This is a genomic window from Anabaenopsis arnoldii, from assembly GCF_028331025.1.
GTDB classification, from domain to species: domain Bacteria; phylum Cyanobacteriota; class Cyanobacteriia; order Cyanobacteriales; family Nostocaceae; genus Anabaenopsis; species Anabaenopsis arnoldii.
The window spans coordinates 1-24521 of record NZ_JAQMUH010000187.1 but is presented as its reverse complement, the minus strand read 5'-3'; the positions used below and the strand labels follow the sequence as shown (position 1 = coordinate 24521).

The 24521-nt window shown below is 44.3% G+C and carries 16 protein-coding genes and 2 pseudogenes; 13 read left to right on the top strand and 5 right to left on the bottom strand.

Annotated elements, in window-relative coordinates; translation table 11 throughout:
• The first annotated feature begins 50 nt into the window (after positions 1–50).
• The 6 genes and pseudogenes from cas7d (at position 51) to cas2 (ending at position 4307) form a co-directional block, all read left to right on the top strand.
• On the top strand, positions 51–1061 hold the full coding sequence (cas7d, locus tag PN457_RS16785; protein WP_271734667.1) for a type I-D CRISPR-associated protein Cas7/Csc2: 1011 nt from the start codon (positions 51–53) through the stop codon (positions 1059–1061).
• 5 nt (positions 1062–1066) lie between these two features.
• On the top strand, positions 1067–1774 hold the full coding sequence (cas5d, locus tag PN457_RS16780; RefSeq protein WP_271734666.1) for a type I-D CRISPR-associated protein Cas5/Csc1: 708 nt from the start codon (positions 1067–1069) through the stop codon (positions 1772–1774).
• A 107-nt stretch (positions 1775–1881) separates the two neighbouring features.
• Positions 1882–2493 carry a 2OG-Fe(II) oxygenase gene (locus PN457_RS16775; protein WP_271734665.1) on the top strand — a complete coding sequence of 204 codons (612 nt, stop codon included), beginning with the start codon at positions 1882–1884 and terminating at the stop codon, positions 2491–2493.
• Between the two features lie 125 nt (positions 2494–2618).
• A complete protein-coding gene (cas6, locus tag PN457_RS16770; RefSeq protein WP_271734664.1) occupies positions 2619–3470 on the top strand; it encodes a CRISPR-associated endoribonuclease Cas6 in 852 nt (283 codons plus the stop codon).
• 334 nt (positions 3471–3804) lie between these two features.
• Positions 3805–4062, top strand: a pseudogene (gene cas1 / locus PN457_RS16765) (CRISPR-associated endonuclease Cas1); the annotation flags it as partial.
• A 23-nt stretch (positions 4063–4085) separates the two neighbouring features.
• Positions 4086–4307, top strand: coding sequence for a CRISPR-associated endonuclease Cas2 (gene cas2, locus PN457_RS16760; RefSeq protein ID WP_271734662.1), 222 nt, complete (start codon positions 4086–4088; stop codon positions 4305–4307).
• Between the two features lie 127 nt (positions 4308–4434).
• Here cas2 and PN457_RS16755 read toward each other — a convergent pair whose 3' ends face one another.
• Both PN457_RS16755 and hslO read right to left on the bottom strand, forming a co-directional pair.
• Entirely contained in the window at positions 4435–6486 is a 2052-nt protein-coding gene (locus PN457_RS16755; protein ID WP_271734659.1) for a chromosome segregation ATPase, read from the bottom strand.
• Positions 6487–6631: 145 nt separating this feature from the next.
• Positions 6632–7546 carry an Hsp33 family molecular chaperone HslO gene (gene hslO / locus PN457_RS16750; RefSeq protein ID WP_271734656.1) on the bottom strand — a complete coding sequence of 305 codons (915 nt, stop codon included), beginning with the start codon at positions 7544–7546 and terminating at the stop codon, positions 6632–6634.
• A gap of 158 nt (positions 7547–7704) precedes the next feature.
• On the opposite strand from hslO, the gene PN457_RS16745 reads away from it, so the two are divergent.
• On the top strand, positions 7705–8082 hold the full coding sequence (locus PN457_RS16745; protein ID WP_271734655.1) for a hypothetical protein: 378 nt from the start codon (positions 7705–7707) through the stop codon (positions 8080–8082).
• Positions 8083–8187: 105 nt separating this feature from the next.
• On the opposite strand, the gene PN457_RS16740 is transcribed toward PN457_RS16745, so the two are convergent.
• Positions 8188–8613 (bottom strand): universal stress protein, encoded by a 426-nt coding sequence (locus PN457_RS16740; protein ID WP_271734654.1) that lies wholly within the window; start codon positions 8611–8613, stop codon positions 8188–8190.
• A gap of 161 nt (positions 8614–8774) precedes the next feature.
• Positions 8775–10076 carry a histidinol dehydrogenase gene (hisD, locus tag PN457_RS16735; RefSeq protein ID WP_271734689.1) on the bottom strand — a complete coding sequence of 434 codons (1302 nt, stop codon included), beginning with the start codon at positions 10074–10076 and terminating at the stop codon, positions 8775–8777.
• A 566-nt stretch (positions 10077–10642) separates the two neighbouring features.
• Between hisD and rpsT the strand changes: the two genes are divergently transcribed.
• The 5 genes and pseudogenes from rpsT to PN457_RS16710 all read left to right on the top strand — a co-directional run bounded on the left by rpsT (position 10643) and on the right by PN457_RS16710 (position 22442).
• Positions 10643–10942: a 30S ribosomal protein S20 gene (gene rpsT / locus PN457_RS16730; RefSeq protein WP_271734652.1), complete on the top strand. Its 300-nt coding sequence runs from the start codon at positions 10643–10645 to the stop codon at positions 10940–10942.
• Positions 10943–11068: 126 nt separating this feature from the next.
• Entirely contained in the window at positions 11069–11938 is an 870-nt protein-coding gene (locus PN457_RS16725; protein WP_271734651.1) for a TatD family hydrolase, read from the top strand.
• A gap of 815 nt (positions 11939–12753) precedes the next feature.
• Positions 12754–16050, top strand: coding sequence for a DNA-directed RNA polymerase subunit beta (gene rpoB / locus PN457_RS16720; protein WP_271734649.1), 3297 nt, complete (start codon positions 12754–12756; stop codon positions 16048–16050).
• 109 nt (positions 16051–16159) lie between these two features.
• A pseudogene (locus PN457_RS16715) lies at positions 16160–22201 on the top strand (DNA-directed RNA polymerase subunit beta''); the annotation flags it as partial.
• Positions 22202–22283: 82 nt separating this feature from the next.
• A complete protein-coding gene (locus PN457_RS16710) occupies positions 22284–22442 on the top strand; it encodes a hypothetical protein (RefSeq protein WP_271734648.1) in 159 nt (52 codons plus the stop codon).
• Positions 22443–22622: 180 nt separating this feature from the next.
• Here PN457_RS16710 and PN457_RS16705 read toward each other — a convergent pair whose 3' ends face one another.
• Positions 22623–22994, bottom strand: coding sequence for a tetratricopeptide repeat protein (locus PN457_RS16705; RefSeq protein ID WP_271734647.1), 372 nt, complete (start codon positions 22992–22994; stop codon positions 22623–22625).
• Between the two features lie 584 nt (positions 22995–23578).
• Between PN457_RS16705 and PN457_RS16700 the strand changes: the two genes are divergently transcribed.
• Entirely contained in the window at positions 23579–24124 is a 546-nt protein-coding gene (locus PN457_RS16700) for a GIY-YIG nuclease family protein (RefSeq protein WP_271734646.1), read from the top strand.
• The last annotated feature ends 397 nt before the right edge of the window (positions 24125–24521 follow it).

Sequence of the window (24521 nt, the reverse complement as noted above, 5' to 3'; positions counted from 1 at the left end):
CAATTTCTAACCCAATATCAAACACATTCAATTCTCTGGAGAGATTAATCATGTCATTGTTGAAAACAGTTCCTTCAAAACTATTCCAAGCTGCAATTCCCTACAAACCCATGGGAAAATATGCCCATTTTCTCACTGTCCGCATTACAGAATCTTATCCACTTTTTCAAACAGATGGAGAATTAAATAAAGCCAGGGTGAGAGCTGGAGTGAGAGATAAAGCCACAATCAGCCGTTTATCAATGTTTAAGCGCAAACAATCTACCCCAGAACGTTTAGTTGGTCGGGAATTACTGCGTAACTACGGCTTGATGACTGCGGAGGAATGCGAATATAACGTTAATTTCGCTATGGATAATCCTGATTGTATTATTTACGGTTTTGCCATTGGTGACTCTGGTTCGGAAAAATCTAAGGTAATTGTAGATACAGCATTTTCAATTACCCCTTTTGATGAATCCCACGAAACTTTTACCCTCAACGCCCCCTTTGAAAATGGTACAATGGCATCCAAGGGGGAAAATGGTTCTAAACCCGGTGAAGTTACCAGTCGTATTAATCAGCAAGACCATATTAGACCGCAGGTTTTCTTCCCTAGTATTGTCACCCTCAAAGACCCTACAGAGGCGAGTTTCCTTTACGTTTTTAATAATATTCTCAGAACCCGCCACTATGGAGCGCAAACCACCCGTACAGGTCGCCTGCGTAATGAGTTGATTGGTGTTGTATTTGCAGATGGAGAAATTACCAGTAATCTCCGTTGGACTCAAGCAATATATGACCAAATGAAAGCCCAAAATACCATTCATCCTCCTGAACCTTTGGATGAGGATGATGTAATTACTGCTGCTAAAAGTGCAATTGAGGCTTTAATGGCTGATGAATTTATTGTACATACTGATTTTATTGGTGATGCTTTTTCACCTCTGCTACAGGAAGTTAAGACCCTTACAGGTACAGAAACAGGAATTAAAGCAATTTTAGAGAAAGCTGATGGGGAAGCCAAGGATTATGCTAAAAAGCACATTAGCAAAAAGAAAACAAGTGCTAAGGCTAAGTAACCTCTATGACCATTATCTATCAATGTCAATTGGAACTACATGATAGCCTGTATTTTGCCACCCGTGAAATTGGGCGACTTTACGAAACAGAGCCAATAATTCACAATTACGCCCTCTGTTACGCACTGGGTTTAGTTGATAGTGAAATCCACTCTACTACCGTAGCTGATGAACACTCCTATCGCTACTTTAGCCAGGAACAAGTACCAAAATATGAGGAGCATTTAATACCACTCAACCAGCAGAAAATTTACATTACTCCCGCTAGGGTTTTGCATCATTCCGCCATTCTCAACACCTGGAAGTATGCTAATAATAACTATCATGTCGAGATGGAGAAAACCCAAAAGAATATCCCCAGTTTTGGTAGAACTAAAGAAATTGCACCAGAAAGTCAATTTGAATTTTTCCTAATTGCTGAAAAACCAATTAAATTACCAAAATGGATCCGCTTGGGTAAGTGGATGAGTAAGGCTGAGGTGACAGTTACGGAGTTACATAACTCTCACACTACTGAGGGTTTATTTACTTGTAAATATCCTTTAAACCCTTTAGATGTCATGTTTACTAATCAAGTTATTAGCTATGATGTAGTAAATATGCCTCCTGTTAGTCTGATTCAAAATCTGCAAATGCGAGGTTTATACTATTACTTTGATGATATCCCAGGGTTAAAGCTTCCCGCTCGCATGGAATACCGTTTTGGGAGTTAATCAAGGTCGGTTTTAGCAATATGGAACCACAGATATATACAAATAAACACAGATGATTTATCTAATGTGGTTCCTAATTTTACTTTCTATCGCTTTTTAAACTCACGGTGAAATACTTTCAACAACAGCATAACGCTTTCCCAATGGAGTATCTCAATAACCTATGGGGAGAAATTCAGGCTTGTTCTTACTTTGCGATCAATAACCTTAACCGCGATTTTGTCGCCACTAAGGGATTTTCTCTAGTGTTTAGGCGATCGCACATCTCCACTGTAGAACAAAAATTCCCCTACTTCAAGCCCTACTTAGATTTGGCTCTCCAACCTAGTTGTAATGCTTTTTACCTCAATCCCTTACAGCTTCAACAAGGTTCCCGTGTAGACCCCCACATTGACCGCTCCTTGCGTTCTTACTGCAAAACCATAGAACCACCTATGTTTGTGAGTGTTCTGTATGTACGCTTACCTGAAGATATGGTAGGGGGAGAACTAGTACTCAAGTCTCATAAACGCCAACTGGGACAAATTAAACCCCAGGTGAATACTTTACTTTACTTCCAAGGTGATTTGACTCACTCCGTTAACGCAGTGCAAACCCCAGGAAGTCGGTTGAGCTTGGTTTGTGAACAGTATAGTTTAAGTCAATCTGAACTAGCAGAAATACCAGACTTTACCATTGAATCAAGAGCTACCAAGTCTAGCACAAAAAAACGCAAGTAAAACGCCCCAATAAAACAGCAAAGTAAATTGTTGAGTTTTTATTGACTTTGGCTATATCTCCCAATTACAAATTACCTTTACCTCACCCCTCCCCACCAAACACAAAATATTCCTAACTATTAAATATGCCTCATAGCTTAATTCTTAATCTACTTCCTTTGTCGCCTATCCCTCCCCAGTTTCTCACAGGAAGACATCTGCACGCACTATTTTTAACCCTTGTCAGTTCCGTAGACCGCACATTAGGCGATCGCCTACATAATCCTAGTGCTGATAAAGCCTTTACCCTCTCACCCCTACAAACTAATTTCCTTCAGGGAACTAGAGGAATGTCTAAACTACAACATACACATCAAGAAGCCATCCCCCCAGGAAAGCCTTGCTGGTGGCGCATCTCCCTGTTAGATGACACACTCTTTAGTCAACTTACCCAACTCTGGCTCAATCTTAACCCCAATCACCCTTGGCATCTAGGCCCCGCTGACTTGTATATTACCAGCATTCAAGGTACACCCCAATCTACCCAGCCTTGGGCTAATACTATACCCTATAGTCAATTATATCAGCAAGCCAGCGATCGCTATCGCAATGTTCACTTTACTTTCTCCACACCCACCGCTTTCCGTCAAGGAAAATATGACAGCACCCTCCCCACCAGAGAATGTATCTTTAATTCCCTACTTTCTCGGTGGAATAAATATAGTGGAATCGAAATTAGTCAACTTGTCCTAGAGTCAATATTCCCCTCATTCTTCAACATTCGTACAGAAATTGTCGCAGACTCTCGTAGTAAATTTATTGGATTTGTAGGAGAAGTGAGCTATCAACTCTTAGGAGAAATTGAACCTATAGAAATCAAAAAAATTAACGCCTTAGCTGATTTTGCCTTATATGCAGGGGTAGGACGGAAAACACCAATGGGTATGGGGATGATGCGGCGAACATATCAATCAAAATTAACCAAAAATTATGAATAATAATACCGAATATATCCAGATTGCGGCCTTGAACCAATACGCCTATTGTCCTCATCGCTATTGATTGATTTCGGTGGTTGAGCGAAGTCGAAACCACGATCCCCCCAATAGTCTCTAAAATCTCTTGCGGTTCTCTTAACCTCGACTTCCTCCCCCTTATATTGTTCCCTTCGACTTCGCTCAGGGAACATATTGATTTCGGTTTTGCTCCTACTATCAAATATTGTTTTACCCCACGCTAACCCTCCCCTTGTAAGGAGAGGGGACTGGATTTAATCAATTAAATGGGGTGAAGATGTGATGAAAATTACGGCTGAAAAATTATCAAACAACCTCTAACATTAACCAACTATCTCAGGCGATCGCATCCTTAGAAAAAGCCACATCAATTAATTCCATCAGAGGTTATGAAGGTGCAGGAAGTGCAGCATATTTTGGCTGTTTTAATCAATTGATTCGCGTCGATAACTTTAGCTTTTCCACCCGGAACCGTCGCCCTCCCACAGACCCGGTTAACTCACTCCTGAGTTTAGGTTATTCCTTACTCCGCCACGACATCCAAGCAGTTTTAAATATTGTCGGCTTTTACCCTGGTTATGAAATAAATTAAACCTTATGTTTGTAGTTATTTCCTACGACATACTAGAAGATAAACGCAGCAATAAAATTCACAAAATTCTTAAATCCTATGGACAGTGGATGCAGTATTCTGTATTTGAGTGCGATTTAACCCAGACTCAGTATGCTAAACTGCGATCGCGTTTATCTAAAGGGATTGAAACCATCATCCATTGCCATCGCTCTTGTACCTCTTCTTTGTGTGACAATTACCTATAATCCCTATCAGGGATTGAAACTTGTCCCCTCGTATTACAAGGGGAGGGCTGGGGTGGGTTTATGTTACAATCACCTACAATCCGTGACCAGAAGGTTGCAAAAAACCTAAGAAAATCAGATATCCAGATTAAAAACTACTTTCAACAATCGGAACTATAGGCTCAAATGGTGGAGGCTCAGGATTAAGTAACTGCTCCCAATTCTTAATTTGCTGCTGCGCTGTATTATAAGCAGAACTACCTCGGGGAATTAACTTCGCCGTCTCAATCGCCCTGGCAAGATTAGAATTACTCTGAGAATTAGCAATGCTTAATAACTGCTGACTCCATTGGTTAACGGCAAAATTCACATCCATCCGTAAAGTGCTACTTCTGGGAACACGATTCGCTATGGCGATCGCTTGAGATAAAGCTTCTGGCGTACCCCCAGCTGCTACCTGTTGCGCCCTAGCCCAGTTTTCTCTAGCACGGATTTGTCCTTGCCAATTACGTATATTGTTCCTAGCTTCCCTAGAAAGCGATCGCCCCGATGATGCAATCGGTTGTATTGTATTAATAGCAGCAGTAAAATTACCACCTTGGGCTAACATTCTGGCTCTATCTAAATATGGCTGATCTTGTGTGCGCTCAATGGTATCTGTCCACTGCCTAATTCTGCTCTGTGCCTCAGAATACAAGGCCCGACCCTCACGGATTTGTCTAGCTTGAGATATTGCGGCTTGCAAAGCATTAATATCATTTGAAGGCCATGCTAATTGTTGAGCCCGTTCTAAAATCGGTCTATCTTCAATAGTCTGAACTTGGTCACGCCAACGGTTAATCTCCGTCCTCGCTTCCGCAGCCCGGGGACTATTACCTGAAACTAACTGCGCTTCAGCAATAGCGGCTGTCAAGTCTTCGATTGTCCCTGGACTAGCAAGTGTCCTGGCTCTTTCCAAACGTGCCAGATCTTCAATTTCCACTTGCCAACTAGCAATTAACGCCTGTGCTTCACCATAAATTGCTCTGGAAGCATCAACTTGTTGCGCCTCAAAGATTGCTGTTTCTAAACCAGACACAGTACCAATCCATGCATTCCTTTTAGCCTCAGTTAAAGTAATAAAGTCTTTCACTTCTACCTGCAATTGGGCATTATCTGGGATTTGTCTGGCAATATCTATAGCTTTTCCCGCATCCCTCCTATCCAGGCTTGCTTGTGCCAAATCCAGCATTTTTCGCCCAATTTCAGGAATCAACTCTTGTGCTTGTTGATAAAGGTAGCTTTCCGGACTGAGGGACTCAGAAAGTTCAATCGCTTTTAATAAGTTATCTGAAACTCTGGTATTTGCTAAACGTTCCGCATTTGCTAACTTATCAGCATCTTCCCTTGTTGATGTAATTAATTTATCTAATTGATTATACTTAACGCCAGACCAGTACTCATTATCTACACCCATTAATTGAGCGGCTAGCATAGATGCTGATTGCCAACGCTGTTTTTTTAGTTCCTCTTCAGTCTGCTTATATATGTCTTCCGCCTGAGACCAAATTAACTCCCATTTACTAACTTGTTCATCTACTAATTTATAAGCTGCCAAATGTTTAGGTATCTGACGGACAGTAGCTATGGCATCCTCTAAATTACCTGACTGAAAACTCTCGTCTGCAATCCGTAAAATGTCTTTCGACCATTCGGCAACAAAACGGTTAACTTCTCCCGCCAATGGGTGATCCTCTGATATTTTACTCACCAAAGCGATCGCTCGCAGTAAATCATCCACATTTTGCCCAGCAGCTAACTTCTGAGCGCAGTATAACCTCACTGAAGCGCTGACAAAAGGTCGAGAAATTGCAGTACAAGTGGGACTACTTGGTAGTTTCAGCAACACTGTCATTGCTACGAACCCGATACTGCCAGGTATCAATGTTAATATTAATCCCCACAAAAACCAGTTTTTCATCCAGCCGGGGGATTTCCCAGACTTTTGACCGGGTACACTAGTTGCGGCTGACTGCTGATGTAAAGGTAATTCGTAACTGTCTTGTTGTTGTCGATTCACTGACTTAGAGGTTGAACCATTAGCCTGCACACCAAATGCTTGAGTTTCAGCGAATTGTGGCGTTGGGGATAACCTTATCATATCATCTGGCTCTCCTGCTTTAGATGGAGGCCAATTTTCTGGAATATCCCGCTGTGTCATCTCTCACACCAAAGTAGTTGAATAGTTAACTGTTCTATGCTGATAATTCCGATGCCGTCATAGTAACTCGTTGATAATTCCAAAGGTACCTGATTCAATATTCTCCGACCACAGATACCATGAAAATTATCATCTTTTTGTATTATTATACACTTGAACCAGAAACCGAAGATTCTGTTTCCAAATCAACAATTAATTTAGCTAGCTGATTGCTACTTGCTTGATAAACCTCGCCGCAAAACTCACAAGTTGCTTCTGCACCATTATCTTTAATTATCATATCTTGCAATTCCTCGGCTCCCAGCATTTTTAATGCTCCTAGTACGCGGTCAAAAGAACAACCACAGTGGAAGCGCAACATTTGACGTTCCGGAAATATTGACAGACCCATGTCTCCGAGTAAGTCATCAAAAATTTCTGGTAAAGTCTTACCAGCTTGTAATAATGGGGTAAATCCGGATAAACTAGATACACGAGACTCCAATGTTTCTACTAGGGCTTCATCTCTAGCAGCCTTCGGTAAAACTTGCACTAGCAATCCCCCAGCAGCAGTTACACCACTTGCTCCTACAAACACCCCTAAAACTAAGGCTGAAGGTGTTTGTTCAGAATTAACTAAGTAATGCGCCACATCATCCCCTATTTCCCCCGATACCAGCTCTACGGTACTAGAGTAAGGGTAGCCATAACCAATATCTCGCACTACATAGAGATAGCCCTTACCCACTGCACCACCAACATCCAACTTACCTTTTTCATTAGGAGGCAATTCTACAGATGGGTTGGCCACATAGCCCCGTACTGTTCCATCTAAACCAGCATCTACAAGGATACCACCCAGAGGACCATCGCTCTTGATGCGGACATTCACTCTAGAACCAGGTCGCTTCATACTAGAAGCCATCAACAAGCCACCCGCCATAGTCCGCCCTAGTGCTGCTGTTGCCACATAGGACAGCCCATGACGTTGCCGTGCTTCTTCTGTTAAACGATTAGTAATAACACCTACAGCACGAATACCACCATCGGCAGCTGTGGCACGAATTAATTGATCAGCCATGAAAAACCTTACGTTTCTTAATAAGCCTACATTCTCTATTTTAAGTAGAAAACGACTCTCTGATTACGCCCCGTCCCATGCAGAATATGATTGTATTTGCAATACTAGAACTACAATGCACCGAAATTCGGACTTAAACCTTAAATAATTATTAAGAAATGCTTGGTAATTTTCAAAAAAGTCAACTAAGAATAGAAATCACAGCCTCCGCCAGTGCAATTCGTAATAGTTTGCAACACCCCGATAAACTAGCCCAATGGCTGGTAGGACAAACTTTTACCCCAGGAATGCCAGAAGAACTGCACACTGGCTTTCAGTTTACAACCTGGACTGGCCCAATTGCAATTCATCATCAAGTAGATGTGGCGAAACCTAATTGTTTGCGGTTGCTACTTAGTGGAGGTATTGATGGCTTTCATGAATGGTACTGGGGAGAAGGTTGGGTTCAGTCCCGCTTGGAAGGGGTTTCAATTCTTCCTTTAAATCTAGGTCATACCCTAAGTTTGTTAAGTTTGCGGCAGTTTTTAGTCAATTAATTAATGCGAAAGAGGCCTTTAATCGCTTTTACACAAAAGCCCGTGATTAATCGCCTCCAGGAAAAACTGATCCTTAAATTTTACCCCATGTTCCTTAACTGCTTGTCAGGTTGGTTTCACCACGAACACCGAACAATTAGCCTCCTCCACTACTTGAGTGCTCACAGAACCCAAAACAATTCGCTTCATCCCAGTTAACCCGCGACTACCAATGATAATTAGATCCGCCTTGTAAATGTTAGCAAGACGAATAATTTCTTCGGCAGGATCTCCTGTTACCAATTCTAATTCACTCTTAAATGTTAATTTTTCCTTATAATTTAACAGTAGTTTTTCAATATGGAAATCAGGCAGGTTGGAAGATTCTCGATGATCGCTATCTGTGGATAGTTGCATCTTTGACTCTGGCGTGGGAAATACATGACACAGAATGACCTTGGTATCACCGGAAAACACCAAGTCATTTAAACTGTCAATGACTCGTTCTGCAATTTCCGATCCGTCAAGAGCTACCAAAACATTTTTTAGCACCACTGATCTCCTCAAAGGTATAACCCTTTAATATAATTCCCTGATACAAGTTATTGTCACTTATAACCCTGCTCTATTGTGGCTACTGAGTGACAATCTTTTATTGTGCCTCCACTGAGTAAGTTTTTACAATAGATTATCCAAAAAATCAACATTGATAATTACTCTTGCTGCTGAATTCTCCGTCGCACTGAATCTCTATGAGATGGTAGTCCTTCCATTGTTGCTAAAGCGTCAATTGCCCCAGCTACCTTTTCCAGTGCTCTCTGTGAGTATTGAATAATACTGGAATGTTTCAGAAAGGTTTCTACTCCTAAAGGTGAAGCATAACGAGCAGCACCGGAAGTCGGCAAGATATGGTTAGGCCCGGCCAAATAGTCTCCTAGGGCTTCTGGTGTTGAGTCCCCTAAGAATATTGCCCCAGCGTGGCGAATATCCGCAAGTAATCCCCAGGGATCTTGAACTTGTAATCCTAAGTGTTCTGGGGCAAATTCATTAGAAAATGCTGCTGCTGCCGATAACGATTCTACAACTACAATTAAACCATAGTGGGCGATCGCCTTCTCCGTGTCTATCCGTCGTGGATGATCTACTAACTGTCTTTCCACCGCTACTTGTACGTTTTTGGCTAAAGCTGTATCTGTGGTCAACAAAATCGCCGCCGCCATTGGGTCATGTTCTGCTTGGGCTAACAAGTCCACCGCCACATTTACAGGATTTGCTGTTTCATCGGCAATAATTAAAACTTCACTCGGACCGGCTAGGGAATCAATGCCGACAGTGCCGTAAACTAGTTTTTTCGCTAAGGTGACATATATATTGCCCGGACCGGTAATTACGTTCACTTTCGGAATCGTATCTGTACCATAGGCTAAAGCCGCGATCGCTTGTGCCCCTCCCACACGATAAATTTCTCTTATCCCCGCTTCTTGTGCGGCCACCAAAACAGCCGGGTTAATTGCTTTTCTGTTCCCCTGTGGTGTTACCATTACTACACGCGGTACACCAGCCACTTTAGCTGGAATAGCATTCATAAGCACAGTACTCGGATAAGCTGCGCGACCGCCATGAACGTATAAACCAGCACAATCTACCGGGATATAGCGTTTGCCCAGCACGACATCATCATCACCAAAGTGTACCCAACTTTTCGGCACACGCTGCCGGTGAAATGCTTCAATCTTGCAGCTAGCCAACTGAATCGCCTGGAGTAGCTCCCTCGATACTTGTTGGTAGGCTGCATCCATTTCCGAGCCAGTAACACGCAACTCCTCTGGTTTCAGGGTTTGGTTATCGAATTCAGCTGTATAATGCAAAACAGCTTTGTCGCCTTGGCGCTTCACTGCTTGCAGTACTTCGCGCACAGTTGCTTCTTTGTGAAGCACGTGTTCATCGTGAGTACGGTTGCAGATACGTTGCAGTTCTGATACAACATCTGCCTGCTGAGTAATGATTCGCAGCATGGAGTAAGGATAATGCCAAAATTTAGGATATTCCCGCCTGAGAATTAGTCTTAACTCTTCAACCATCAGGTTATCGAGATCGTCCTAACTCTCTTCTATAGCTTAACCTGGATTTTTTTTAATACTTCCAAGGCTACCAACAGTAGTTTTCACTTAAAGTCTAAGCCTAGCTTACTGGCTACTTTTCACCTGAAAAGACCACGGTGGTTTTAACCACTAAGTCGCTTCCCTCTCAGGGCTAAAGCCGCTGAGTTTCCCGCTTACCGCGATATTTTTATTAGTACCTTATCTTAACGCATTTTAGCCAATGAGTACACGCCAACGGTAAAGTTGTCAAGGATACTTTAATTGATCATCAGGCTTTGTGGAGTAACGCAGCAGACCACACTACCCCTGTCTGTTCCATAGTCGTAATCCTACTTGCCACTCTCTACTGCCCATAGCGATAGCGTGGCGTTAGCCATAGAAAAAGTTTTTTTTGATAAATTCTGACATTGGCAGTATGAGTGCTATATTAGTAAGTCTAGTAGTGTGTGTACATATTAATAGTATTTCTGGAATTGACCGTGGCGAATACAAAATCTGCTCTTAAACGCGCCCAAATCGCAGAACGCAATCGTCTGCGGAACAAAGCTTACAAATCAGCAGTAAAAACGCTGATGAAAAAATACTTTAGCGCTGTAGATGTCTATGCAGCTAATCCTAACTCAGATTTAGAGAAAGAGGTACAGGTGCGGCTGTCCGCGGCTGTCAGCAAAATTGACAAAGCGGTCAAGCGCGGTGTTCTACATCCGAACAATGGCGCTAGAAAAAAATCAAGACTGGCTCGGAAACTCAAGCCACTCACCCCAGCATCTGCTGAGTAGTTCAAGTGTATGGCTTACGCCACGCTACTCTATCAGTAATCAGTTACTCTGACTGATTACTGGTCAGGGAATCATAAAAACCGATCTAGCATCAGGGTAGCCCTTGGCGTTGCGACATAAGAACTCATGAGCAAAAAGGACAATGCAAGCCTCCCGCCCACGGGTGGTCTAATTTTGATTGATACTCACGTCCATCTGAATTTTGATACATTCAAGGGGGATTTAGAAACAGTGCGATCGCGATGGCAAGAAGCAGGTGTAGTGCGTCTAGTACATTCGTGCGTCGAACCGTCAGAATTTTCGGGGATCAAATCCTTAGCGCACCAGTTCCCGGAACTCAGCTTCTCCGTTGGTTTACATCCTTTGGATGTTGACAAGTGGGGGAGCGATACAGCCGCGCAAATCAAATCTTTGGCTAGTTCTGAAGCGAAGGTGGTAGCCATTGGGGAGATGGGTATGGATCTCTATAAGGCAGATAACTATGCAGCACAGCGCATAGTGTTTGAAGCACAATTGGCGATCGCCAGCCAACTCAATTTACCGGTGATTATCCATTGTCGTAATGCCGCGCCGGAAGTGAGGGAAATATTGCTACAGTGGCGGGAAAATAGGGGAGAAATCCCCAGAGGTGTCATGCATTGTTGGGGTGGAACACCAGAAGAAACTCAATGGTTTGTGGACTTAGGTTTCTATATTAGCTTTAGCGGGACGGTAACATTCAAAAATGCCAAAGCCATACAGGCTTCCGCCGCGATGGTCAGAGGCGATCGCCTACTAGTGGAAACAGACTGCCCATTTTTGTCCCCTGTCCCTAAACGGGGTGAAAAGCGGAATGAGCCAGCCTATGTCCGTTATGTGGCGGAAAAGGTAGCCGATTTGCGTGGGGAGACTTTAGAAGCCATTGCTACTCAAACTACTGAAAATGCTTGTAAATTATTTGGATTAGTGGGGGTGACCGGGTTCCCAGATGTGAAACATAGATATCACCTACCATAAATGGGGATATTACTAAAGCCGCCCCTGGTGAAATTCCTCCCTTTTTGTGTGGGAGGCGGCTCTGATCAAGGTCTAACTCCGGCAGGACAAAGTTATGCTAAGATGAATCCCTCCAAAACTTGAATAAGTCATAATCAAAAAAAAGGAAGGAATTACAAACTCTTAAGCTTGATTTTGTAATGTTATCAACTTGATCATCCTTCTCCTCTCTACAAGTGGATGTTCTGATTTTATGACTGGTTTAGCAGTTCGACTCTCACCGGTGACTTTGCTCAAAACAGCGCATGGAGCCATACTCAACCTATAGAAAATTGTTAAAAGTAAATCATGTCGCGTGCGATAGCGCCAGCGCTGCTGCTAAAGCAGGTCGCGTAGCGTGGCCTAGTCCATGGAAAAACGAGCAAAATAGAGCAACGAGGTGACAAATCAAACTTAACCAAGTACTATGCTGTTTACCTGTGTAGAAACAGACAACTGTAACTATAAACCGTGCATTGATCGCACCAAGAGAGCTTAGAGAAGTCTAGGCATATTCATGATAGCGTAGCGTGGCGTAGCGTGGCGTAAGCCATGGGAGCAAATTAATATCTGGATTTTAGCGCAGCCACAAGAGAAAATAAGGGCGATTAGCCCCTTGTCAAAAACTCTCTTTCTAGCTTAAATGGCAGGGTTTGTCTAAGTGTAGAAATAGATGGGATAAAGAAACAGGTGTTCCTAAGAGTGATAGACATATACGCCTAATTGGGGAACACGCAAAAACCAGACACTAGCAGCGTCCAATAAACAAATTTAACCAGGTTGACGAAGGTAAGGGCATGACTACAGATAAATATATGGAATCCGCCTTTTTATTACCCGACTTGATTGAAATCCAGCGCTCGAGTTTTCGCTGGTTTTTAGAAGAGGGGCTGATAGAAGAACTAAATTCCTTTAGTCCAATTACAGACTACACAGGCAAACTAGAACTACACTTTTTAGGACATAACTATAAACTCAAAGAGCCCAAATACAGCGTTGAGGAGTCAAAACGGCGTGACAGTACCTACGCGGTACAGATGTATGTACCTACACGTCTGCTGAACAAGGAAACAGGAGATATTAAAGAGCAAGAGGTATTTATTGGCGACCTGCCTTTAATGACAGACCGTGGGACATTTATTATCAATGGAGCCGAACGGGTAATCGTTAATCAAATAGTGCGATCGCCCGGAGTTTACTACAAATCAGAAATAGACAAAAACGGACGACGTACCTATTCAGCTAGCTTAATCCCTAATCGGGGGGCTTGGCTGAAATTTGAAACAGACCGTAATGATTTAGTCTGGGTACGCATCGACAAAACCCGCAAACTCTCAGCCCAAGTGCTATTAAAAGCCCTTGGCTTATCCGACAACGAAATATTTGACGCCCTGCGCCACCCCGAATATTTCCAAAAGACCATTGAAAAAGAAGGTCAATTTTCCGAAGAAGAAGCCCTGATGGAATTGTACCGGAAATTACGCCCCGGTGAACCACCCACAGTACTAGGCGGACAACAGCTGTTAGATTCCCGCTTCTTCGACCCTAAACGTTATGATCTCGGTCGAGTGGGTCGCTATAAACTCAATAAAAAATTAAGACTTTCTGTTCCTGACACCACCCGCGTATTAACTCCCGTAGATATTTTAGCCGCAGTAGACTATCTGATTAACCTAGAATATGACATTGGCAATATCGACGATATTGACCACCTAGGTAATCGTCGCGTCAGAAGCGTCGGCGAACTGCTACAAAACCAAGTAAGAGTCGGCTTGAACCGCCTAGAGCGGATTATTCGGGAACGGATGACAGTATCTGATGCCGAAGTTCTAACCCCAGCTTCCCTAGTTAACCCTAAACCATTGGTAGCAGCAATCAAAGAATTCTTTGGCTCTAGTCAACTAAGTCAGTTCATGGATCAAACAAATCCCTTAGCAGAACTGACCCACAAACGCCGCCTTAGCGCACTCGGTCCAGGTGGTTTAACACGTGAACGGGCTGGGTTTGCAGTGCGAGACATTCACCCTTCCCACTATGGCAGAATTTGCCCCATTGAAACACCAGAAGGACCCAACGCAGGGTTAATTGGGTCTTTGGCTACCCATGCGCGTGTTAACCAATATGGATTTTTGGAAACGCCATTTAGACCTGTGGAAAATGGGCGGGTACGCTTTGACCTACCGCCAGTTTATATGACTGCGGATGAGGAAGACGATTTACGTACAGCCACGGGTGATATACCATTAGACGACAATGGCTACATTAAAGGACCGTCTGTACCTGTGCGCTACCGCCAAGACTGGGCAACCACTACCCCTGAACAGGTGGACTATGTAGCAGTTTCGCCCGTGCAAATTGTTTCAGTAGCTACAAGTATGATTCCATTTTTGGAACATGATGACGCTAACCGCGCTCTTATGGGTTCCAATATGCAACGCCAAGCTGTACCGCTGTTAAAGCCGGAGCGTCCTTTGGTGGGTACTGGTTTAGAAGCTCAAGGTGCAAGGGATTCGGGGATGGTGATTGTTTCCCGCACGGATGGAGAAGTTACCTATGTGGATGCTACGGAAATTCGGGTTAAGCCTTTCAATGACTCTCCAGAAATTAAGTATCGCCTGTCTAAATACCAAAGGTCTAATCAGGATACTTGTTTAAATCAAAAACCTCTGGTTAGGATTGGCGAGCGGGTGATCGCCGGTCAAGTGCTTGCGGATGGCTCTTCTACCGAAGGTGGGGAGTTAGCGTTGGGTCAAAATATCATTGTCGCTTATATGCCCTGGGAGGGTTATAACTACGAGGATGCGATTTTGATTTCGGAGCGATTAGTGCAGGATGATGTTTATACTTCGATTCATATTGAGAAATATGAAATTGAGGCCAGACAAACTAAACTAGGACCCGAAGAAATCACTAGAGAAATTCCCAACGTGGGGGAAGATGCTCTACGCCAACTAGATGAGCAGGGAATTATTCGGGTTGGTGCTTGGGTCGAATCCGGAGATATACTAGTTGGAAAGGTTACACCAAAGGGAGAGTCTGACCAACCCCCCGAGGAGAAGCTTTTACGGGCTATTTTTGGCGAGAAAGCGCGAGACGTGCGGGATAATTCCCTACGGGTTCCCAATGGAGAAAAAGGACGAGTAGTTGATGTCCGTTTATTCACAAGGGAACAAGGTGACGAATTACCGCCAGGTGCTAATATGGTGGTGCGCGTATATGTAGCCCAGAAACGTAAAATCCAGGTCGGGGATAAAATGGCCGGTCGCCATGGGAACAAAGGGATTATTTCCCGGATTTTACCAGTCGAGGATATGCCTTATTTGGCTGATGGTTCCACCGTGGATATTGTGCTTAATCCTTTAGGTGTACCTAGCCGGATGAATGTAGGTCAAGTCTTTGAGTGTATGTTGGGCTGGGCTGCTCACACATTGGGAGTGAGGTTTAAAATTACACCTTTTGATGAGATGTATGGTGAGGAGACCTCCCGGACATTGGTACATGGGAAGTTACAGGAGGCAAGGGATGAGACGGGTAAGGACTGGGTGTATAACCCTGATAACCCCGGTAAAATTATGGTATTTGATGGTCGGACTGGCGAAGCTTTTGACCGACCGATTACAGTGGGGGTGGCTTATATCCTGAAGCTTGTACATTTGGTTGATGATAAAATTCATGCGCGCTCTACAGGTCCATATTCCTTGGTAACTCAGCAACCTTTGGGGGGTAAGGCTCAACAGGGTGGGCAAAGATTTGGAGAGATGGAGGTTTGGGCATTGGAGGCTTTTGGGGCGGCTTATACGTTGCAGGAGTTGCTGACAGTCAAGTCTGATGATATGCAGGGACGGAATGAGGCCTTGAATGCGATCGTGAAGGGTAAGTCAATTCCTCGACCTGGAACGCCGGAATCATTCAAGGTTTTAATGAGAGAGTTGCAGTCTCTAGGTTTAGATATTGCTGTCCATAAGGTTGAGACCCAATCTGACGGTAGTTCCTTGGATGTGGAGGTAGATTTAATGGCGGATCAATCTGTCCGACGTACACCTCCTCGTCCTACCTATGAATCTCTGACTCGTGATTCCTTAGAGGAAGACTAAAAAACCTGTACAGATGACGGTTGACGGTTGACTGTTGACGGTATTTTTCAGTTAACACTGAACTGTCAACAGTGAACGCATTTAAGGATTTACTCATGACTAAGGAAATATGAGAACAATACAGTCAAATCAGTTTGATTATGTCAAAATCGGTTTAGCATCACCAGAACGCATTCGCCAGTGGGGTGAGCGAACCCTACCTAATGGTCAGTTGGTGGGGGAAGTCACTAAACCTGAGACTATTAATTACCGTACTCTCAAGCCGGAGATGGATGGCCTATTCTGTGAGCGGATTTTCGGACCGGCTAAGGATTGGGAATGTCACTGTGGCAAATACAAACGAGTCCGTCACCGTGGTATTGTCTGCGAACGCTGCGGCGTGGAGGTAACGGAGTCGCGAGTGCGTCGTCACCGCATGGGATATATAAAGCTGGCTGCGCCTGTGGCTCATGTTTGGTATCTCAAGGGTATTCCGAGTTATATTTCGATTCTGCTGGATATGCCTTTACGGGATGTGGAGCAGATTGTGTATTTCAATTCCTATGTGGTGCTTAGTCCTGGTAATGCGGAAACTTTAAGTTATAAGCAGTTGCTCAGTGAAGACCAGTGGTTAGAAATTGAAGACCAAATTTACAGCGAAGATTCGACGCTGCAAGGGGTAGAAGTAGGTATTGGAGCAGAAGCCTTGCTGCGTTTATTAGCTGATATTAACTTAGAACAAGAAGCCGAAAACCTGCGGGAGGAAATCGCCGGGGCTAAGGGTCAGAAACGAGCCAAGTTAATTAAACGACTGCGAGTCATTGATAATTTTATTGCCACTGGTTCTAAACCTGAGTGGATGGTTATGTCTGTGATTCCTGTGATTCCCCCAGATTTACGCCCCATGGTGCAGTTAGATGGTGGGAGGTTTGCTACTAGTGACCTCAATGATCTGTATCGCCGGGTGATCAATCGGAATAATCGGCTGGCGCGATTGCAAGAGATTTTAGCCCCGGAGATTATTGTGAGGAATGAAAAGCGGATGCTGCAAGAAGCAGTGGATGCTTTAATTGACAATGGTCGGCGGGGTCGGACTGTGGTGGGGGCAAATAATCGCCCTCTGAAGTCGCTGTCTGACATTATTGAGGGTAAACAAGGGCGTTTCCGCCAAAATTTGTTAGGGAAGCGGGTAGATTATTCGGGACGTTCGGTAATTGTGGTGGGTCCGAAGTTGAATATCCACCAGTGCGGTTTACCTAGGGAGATGGCTATAGAACTATTTCAGCCTTTTGTGATTAATCGGTTAATCCGCAGTGGGATGGTGAACAATATTAAGGCTGCGAAAAAGTTGATTTCTCGTAATGACCCTAGTGTGTGGGATGTGCTAGAGGAGGTAATTGAGGGACACCCCGTGATGTTAAACCGAGCGCCTACCCTCCACCGTTTAGGTATTCAGGCTTTTGAGCCTGTGTTGGTCGAGGGTAGGGCGATTCAGTTACATCCTTTAGTTTGTCCGGCTTTTAATGCTGATTTTGATGGTGACCAGATGGCGGTGCATGTGCCTTTGTCTTTAGAAAGTCAGTCTGAGGCGCGACTGTTGATGTTGGCTTCTAATAATATTTTATCTCCGGCTACGGGGAGACCGATTATTACCCCTAGTCAGGATATGGTGTTGGGAGCGTATTATTTAACTGCGGAAAATCCTAGGGCGACTAAGGGGGCGGGTAGGTACTACGCTTCTCTGGATGATGTGATTATGGCTTTCCATCAAGGGCAGGTTGATCTACACAGTTATATTTATGTCCGCTTTGATGGGGATGTGGAAACAGAGAAACCAGATGTAGAAGCCCTGGAAGTGACGGAAAATGGTGATGGTACACGGACTGTGATGTATAAGTATCGCCGAGTCAGGGAGGATGCCCAAGGTAATTTAATGTCTCAATATGTCCGCACTACTCCGGGTCGGGTGATTTATAACAAGGCGATTCAAGAGGCTTTGGCTGTATAAACTCTTGACTGTTGGGTGTTGACTGTTGACTGTTGACTGTTGGCTGTTGACTGTCAACCATCTTTTTTACAAGATAGGGAATTACTAATAATGACTAAAGAACAGGCTGTTTTTCGGAATCGGGTGGTTGATAAGGGTCAATTGAGAAAGTTAATTTCTTGGGCGTTTACCCATTATGGGACGGCGCGGACTGCGGTGATGGCAGATAAGTTGAAGGATTTGGGGTTCCGCTATGCGACTAAGGCGGGGGTGTCTATTAGTGTGGATGATTTGATGATTCCCCCGACTAAGCGATCGCTGTTGGAGGCAGCGGAGGAAGAAATCCGGTCCACGGAGAACCGCTATCAACGGGGCGAAATCACCGAAGTGGAAAGGTTCCAAAAAGTAATTGATACTTGGAACGGAACTAGTGAGGCCCTCAAGGATGAGGTAGTAGTGCACTTTAAAAGCACTGACCCTCTCAATTCTGTATATATGATGGCTTTCTCTGGAGCGCGGGGGAATATTTCCCAGGTGCGCCAGTTGGTTGGTATGCGGGGTTTGATGGCTGACCCGCAGGGGGAAATTATTGATTTACCGATTAAGACCAATTTCCGGGAAGGTCTGACGGTAACTGAGTATATTATTTCTTCTTACGGTGCGCGTAAGGGATTGGTAGATACAGCTTTACGGACGGCGGATTCTGGTTATCTGACCCGGCGGTTGGTAGATGTTTCCCAGGATGTAATTATTCGGGAAATTGACTGCGGTACTACCAGGGGTATTCCTTTACGTGCCATGACGGAGGGGGGTAAGATTTTGATTCCTCTGTCTCAACGGTTGCTAGGGCGGGTAATTGCTGAGGATGTGGTGCATCCTGAAACAAGAAAAGTAATTGCGCCCCGGAATACTCCGGTGTCGGATGAGTTGGCGGATAAAATCCATGAGGCTGGGGTGACTGAGGTGGTAGTGCGATCGCCTTTAACCTGTGAAGCTGCGCGTTCTGTGTGTCAACATTGTTACGGCTGGAGTTTAGCCCATGCCAAAATGGTAGACTTAGGGGAAGCTGTGGGCATTATTGCGGCCCAAAGTATTGGAGAACCAGGGACACAGTTAACAATGCGTACTTTCCACACCGGGGGTGTGTTCACCGGTGAAGTGGCGCAGCAGGTTCGTTCTAAGAGTGACGGTACTATCCGGTTCCCCCGGAAACTCCGCACCCGTACTTATCGCACGCGACATGGTGAAGATGCTTTATATGTTGAAGCTAATGGAGTCATTCATTTACACTCAGACCATGAAAGCCAAGTCGCCCAAGAAATCAACGTTACCCAAGGCTCTACTTTATACGTCCAGAATGGTCAGCAGGTAAAAATCGGTCAATTACTGGCGGAAGTGGCTCTAGGTGGACGGACAACCCGCTTGAATACGGAAAAAGCGGTAAAAGATGTAGCTTCAGATTTGGCGGGTGAAGTGTTATTTGCAGAAGTTGTACCTGAGCAAAAGACAGACCGCCAAGGAAACACAACTACGACGGCTGCCCGGGGTGGATTAATTTGGGTATTATCTGGAGAGGTTTACAATTTACCACCGGGGGCGGAATTGGTGGTAAAAAATGGTGACCGAATTTCAGAAAACGGCGTTTTAGCAGAAACCAAGTTAACCACACAACATGGGGGAGTAGTACGGTTACCGGAAAATCTCCCCGGAAAGAATGCTAGGGAAATTGAAATCATCACAGCTTCTGTAGTCTTAGACCAAGCTACAGTCACCGTAGAAAGTTCCCAAGGTCGTAACCACTATTTAATTACAACTAGTAATAACCAAGTTTTTAACTTACGGGCGACCCCAGGTACAAAAGTCCAAAATAGTCAAGTAGTAGCTGAACTAATTGATGACCGGTATCGTACAAATACGGGTGGTTTTCTTAAGTTCGCGGGTGTAGAGGTTCAGAAGAAAGGTAAAGCGAAACTAGGTTATGAGGTGGTTCAAGGGGGTACACTTTTGTGGATTCCTGAAGAAACTCATGAGGTGAACAAAGATATCTCCCTACTTTTAGTGGAAGATGGGCAATTTGTGGAAGCTGGTACTGAAGTTGTTAAAGATATTTTCTGTCAAACCGGTGGAGTGATAGAAATCACCCAGAAAAACGATATCCTCCGGGAGGTGGTGATTAAACCCGGTGAGTTGCTGCTGATGGATGCGGGACTTACTACTGCTGACGCGGGGGATTTGGAAGAAATTATGGGCGTGGATAATACTTTTGTCCAACCCGGTCAGGAGTTTCGCGGTGCAGTGGCGACTGAGTTACGCTACGTTCAGTATGTGGAAACTCCAGAAGGTCCGGCTTTATTAAGCCGTCCGGTGATAGAGTTTCCAGTACCTAATCATCCAGATGTTCCTTCAACAACATCTATTAATCAACAAACTGGGCGCTCTATACAAATGCGGGCAGTGCAGCGCTTGCCTTATAAGGATTCTGAACGTGTTAAGTCTGTGGATGGGGTGGAACTTTTACGAACTCAGTTAGTTTTGGAGATTGAGCAAGATGGGGAACAAGACCATGGTGGTTCTCCTTTGGCTGCGGACATTGAGTTAGTACAAGATGCGGAAAATCCAGCCGTGCAGCGTTTGCAGCTGGTGATTCTGGAGTCTTTGGTGGTGCGGCGGGATATAGCGGCGGATGCTACTCAAGGGAGTACGGAAACTAGTTTGGAGGTTGAGGATGGGGACTGCATAGCGCCTGGGTCTGTGGTTGCGCGTACTAAGATTCTTGCTAAAGATGGCGGAATTGTCCGGGGCGTGAGAGAAGACCTGGAAACCGTGCGGCGCTGTTTGGTTTTGCGTGATGTTGATAAGGTGGTGGTGAGTAGCTGCAGCCAACCCAAGGTTAAGATGGGTGACTTGTTGGTAGAAGGGGCGGAGCTAGCTCCGGGGGTGTTTGCGCAGGAGTCGGGGCAGGTTTGGTCTGTGGTTCAGAGGAAGACAACTGCTGCGACTGGTGAGGATTCGGCTCTGGCTGGGCAGGAATATGCTGTTTATATCCGGGTGGGTCGCCCTTACCGTGTGAGTCCGGGGGCTGTTTTGCAGGTGGAAGATGGGGATTTGGTGCAACGGGGGGATAATTTGGTTTTGCTGGTGTTTGAACGGGCGAAAACTGGGGATATTATCCAAGGTTTGCCCCGGATTGAGGAGTTACTGGAGGCTCGTAAACCTAAGGAGGCTTGTATTTTAGCTCGGCGCTCTGGGGAGTTGCAGGTGGTTTATGGTGATGGGGATGAGGCGATCGCCGGGAGGGTAGTTGAGGCGAATGGGGTGGTGACTGAGTATCCCCTAGGACCAGGACAAAATTTAATGATTCCAGATGGAGGGGCTGTTACAGCTGGAGAACCACTGAGCGATGGCCCTTCTAATCCCCATGAAATACTAGAGGTTTTCTTTAGTCTAGGTTCAGAGGAGGGTGTTTATGCTTGTGCTAGTCATGCTTTGCAAAAGGTACAGACTTTTTTAGTCAATGAAGTGCAGATGGTGTATCAGTCCCAGGGGATTGATATTGCTGACAAGCACATTGAGGTAATTGTCCGCCAGATGACTAACAAGGTCAGAATTGATGATGGTGGAGATACTACGATGCTTCCTGGGGAGTTAGTGGAACTGCGACAAGTAGAGCAGGTGAACGAGGCGATGTCGATTACAGGGGGGGCGAAGGCACAATATACGCCCGTGCTGTTAGGGATTACTAAAGCCTCTTTAAATACGGATAGTTTTATTTCTGCAGCTTCGTTCCAAGAAACTACTAGGGTATTAACTGAGGCAGCTATTGAGGGGAAATCTGATTGGCTGCGGGGGTTGAAGGAGAATGTGATTATTGGGCGCTTGATTCCGGCGGGGACTGGTTATAACACTTACGAGGAGCCGGGGGCTTTAGATGAATATGGGACACTAGAGGGTAGCGGTGTTTTAGATGAGGTGGATGACCCGCTGGATATGGTGTTAGATGACCGCACAGCGCGCAGTTATAACCTGGATGTTTCTGGTTTAGGGGAGGGTACTTTTGGTACTCGTCGCTCTGAAAGGTCAATATTAGATGAGGAGGATGAATTAATTGCGGATGACATAGTCAACGACTTGGTGGCTGACGATGATGAATATGAAGATGATATGGATGAGGATGAGGATTTTTAAAACCTTGCACTCTCAGATCTAGTATCCGGGGGTTACCCATCCCCCAACTCCTCCCCTTGCAACGTAAGGGGGTGTATATAGAATGGCGCTATCCCATCTTGTCAAGATCATCAAATACATGATCTTCGGTGTCACACAGAGCCCCGACTTCTGGACAAATTATATTAGATTATCCCAATTATGTAAGAAGTCGGGGATATTACTCATGGAGGTGCGATCGCCTATAGCTTCGCCCTTCTGATTAGGTTTGACCCCACCCCCAACCCCTCCCCTTGCAACGTAAGGGGGGTATATAGAATGGCGCTATCCCATCTTGTCAAGATCATCAAATACATGATCTTCGGTGTCACACAGAGCCCGGACTTCTAGCTAAATTAGCCTAGATTATCTCTGATAATGTGAGAAGTCGGGGATCTTGCAGCTACAGAGAGTTTAAAAGCGTAATTGTTCGTTGATAACCATCGGGATCATCTTGAGTGAGGTATAATTGCCCTGCTCGTTGTAGGTTTTCCCTGGCTTTGTTGATGTCTCTGAGATAAACATAAACAGCACCGCGATACAAGTAAGCATAAGCATCATTAGGATCAATCGCAATAGCTTTGTTGTAATCAGCCAGTGCTAAATCCCATTTCTGCTGCTTACGGTAAACATTACTGCGAGCGATATAAGTCACTGTATCGCTATGGGATATCTGCACAGTTGGGGGTAAAGAGTCAGATTTCCAAGTAATGATTCTCTGGTATTTTCCTCCTGGTTCAGGTGTTAACCCCAAGGGTGTGGGAATTTTCTCCACACAACCGGGGTAGCGAGTTGAGAGACAAGTAAAGCTGTTTTGATTAGTTTTAGTTTGACTCCAAGTCTGGGTAGCACTGAGGGTAAATGTCAGTGTTGTTAAGGCTACAGCGCTAGTTAGTCCTATTCAGTACATGGGTCTTACCTGTGACAGTTGATAGATTATTTAACATAATACTTAGAAATACAGAAGCTGTTGACTTATACGTATTGGAGATTATTTCTGATTTTTTTTGGTTAAACTATAGCATTTCCCATGCTCGTGAGGTACATTTTTTTTTAGTTTGAGGGAATAGGGAATTGGTGTGTACTTCATGAGCCTGAAAAAGGCTATATCACTTATCAGAGGAATAGATGGGAATTTTAGCCAATAATTAATCCCCAATCCCCCCACTAACTGATTAAATGGACTGGTGGACTGTTAATGATACAATTGGGAGATTAATTCCTCTCAATGCTCCAAGGATTTTTTATGAGCGAAGTATTAACAAATACGAATTACAGAAATTAGCCGTCCGCCTTTATTAGCTGGCGTTACATAGTCCCCAAAGTATACTATCAGTGATAGAATTGGGTATTTAACAAATGACCATTGAAACCAACTTTTCCAGTTTATCCGCAATAGAATACGTACCTTATATTGATATAAACGGAGAATTGCCTCAAGTATTTTCTGGCAAAATAGGCGTATACGCTATTTTTGACCAGGCTAAACAACTACAATTTGTCGGCTATTCTCGGGATGTTTACTTGAGTCTTAAGCAACATTTAGTCCGTAAACCAGAACAATGTTATTGGGTCAAAGTGCAAACAATTGCAAGTCCTAAACGTGCAATTTTAGAAAGTATTCAAAATGCTTGGATAGAGGAAAATACTACTATTCCTTTAGGTAATGCAGATGATCGGGAAAGCTGGACACAGGCTATTAATGTGCTGCAATTAATGACACCTGAGGAAGAAGAAAAATATCATCACCCAGCTAATGATGAATTGGCGCAAATCAAAGTACTGAAAAATATAGCCCGGCGAGTAGAAGCAGAAATTTTACTAGTATTGAAAAACCGCGGTTTACAAGAACAATTACGGTTTAATCCCAAATTGAAAGAGCAAGGATTATTAGATTTAAAGTAAGTTGATGGCCTTAGCCGATATTTGTCAAGTCATGATTAGTGTATCAAATATTGTTTGACCCCACCCTAACCCTCCCCTTGTAAGGGGAGGGGACTGGATTTTATTGTTTATTGTGTGTTCGGTGTGTTCCCCATTCCCCATTCCCCATTCCCTGATCCGGTGTTCCCTTTTCCCTAAGATAAAAATTACCTGTTGAAAACTTATCAAACATCCTCTTATCGGATATTTGAAAAAAGATGATCCTGCATCAAAGATTTCTTTAGAGTTTGTGAAATTATAGACAAATCTACAAAGTCACTTTACCAGGGGTAAACCTGATTGGAGTTACTCCTAACCCCTCTATCCCGTCTGCAAAAGCGTTCAGGACTGCTTTTCTTAATATGTTGTACGCCCCATT

Coding starts and splice junctions, on each gene's coding strand:
- cas7d (WP_271734667.1), top strand. CDS start 51: ATGTCATTGTTGAAAACAGTTCCTTCAAAACTATTCCAAGCTGCAATT.
- cas5d (WP_271734666.1), top strand. CDS start 1,067: ATGACCATTATCTATCAATGTCAATTGGAACTACATGATAGCCTGTAT.
- cas6 (WP_271734664.1), top strand. CDS start 2,619: ATGCCTCATAGCTTAATTCTTAATCTACTTCCTTTGTCGCCTATCCCT.
- cas2 (WP_271734662.1), top strand. CDS start 4,086: ATGTTTGTAGTTATTTCCTACGACATACTAGAAGATAAACGCAGCAAT.
- PN457_RS16755 (WP_271734659.1), bottom strand. CDS start 6,486: ATGACACAGCGGGATATTCCAGAAAATTGGCCTCCATCTAAAGCAGGA.
- hslO (WP_271734656.1), bottom strand. CDS start 7,546: ATGGCTGATCAATTAATTCGTGCCACAGCTGCCGATGGTGGTATTCGT.
- PN457_RS16745 (WP_271734655.1), top strand. CDS start 7,705: ATGCTTGGTAATTTTCAAAAAAGTCAACTAAGAATAGAAATCACAGCC.
- hisD (WP_271734689.1), bottom strand. CDS start 10,076: ATGCTGCGAATCATTACTCAGCAGGCAGATGTTGTATCAGAACTGCAA.
- PN457_RS16725 (WP_271734651.1), top strand. CDS start 11,069: ATGAGCAAAAAGGACAATGCAAGCCTCCCGCCCACGGGTGGTCTAATT.
- rpoB (WP_271734649.1), top strand. CDS start 12,754: ATGACTACAGATAAATATATGGAATCCGCCTTTTTATTACCCGACTTG.
- PN457_RS16710 (WP_271734648.1), top strand. CDS start 22,284: ATGGCGCTATCCCATCTTGTCAAGATCATCAAATACATGATCTTCGGT.
- PN457_RS16700 (WP_271734646.1), top strand. CDS start 23,579: ATGACCATTGAAACCAACTTTTCCAGTTTATCCGCAATAGAATACGTA.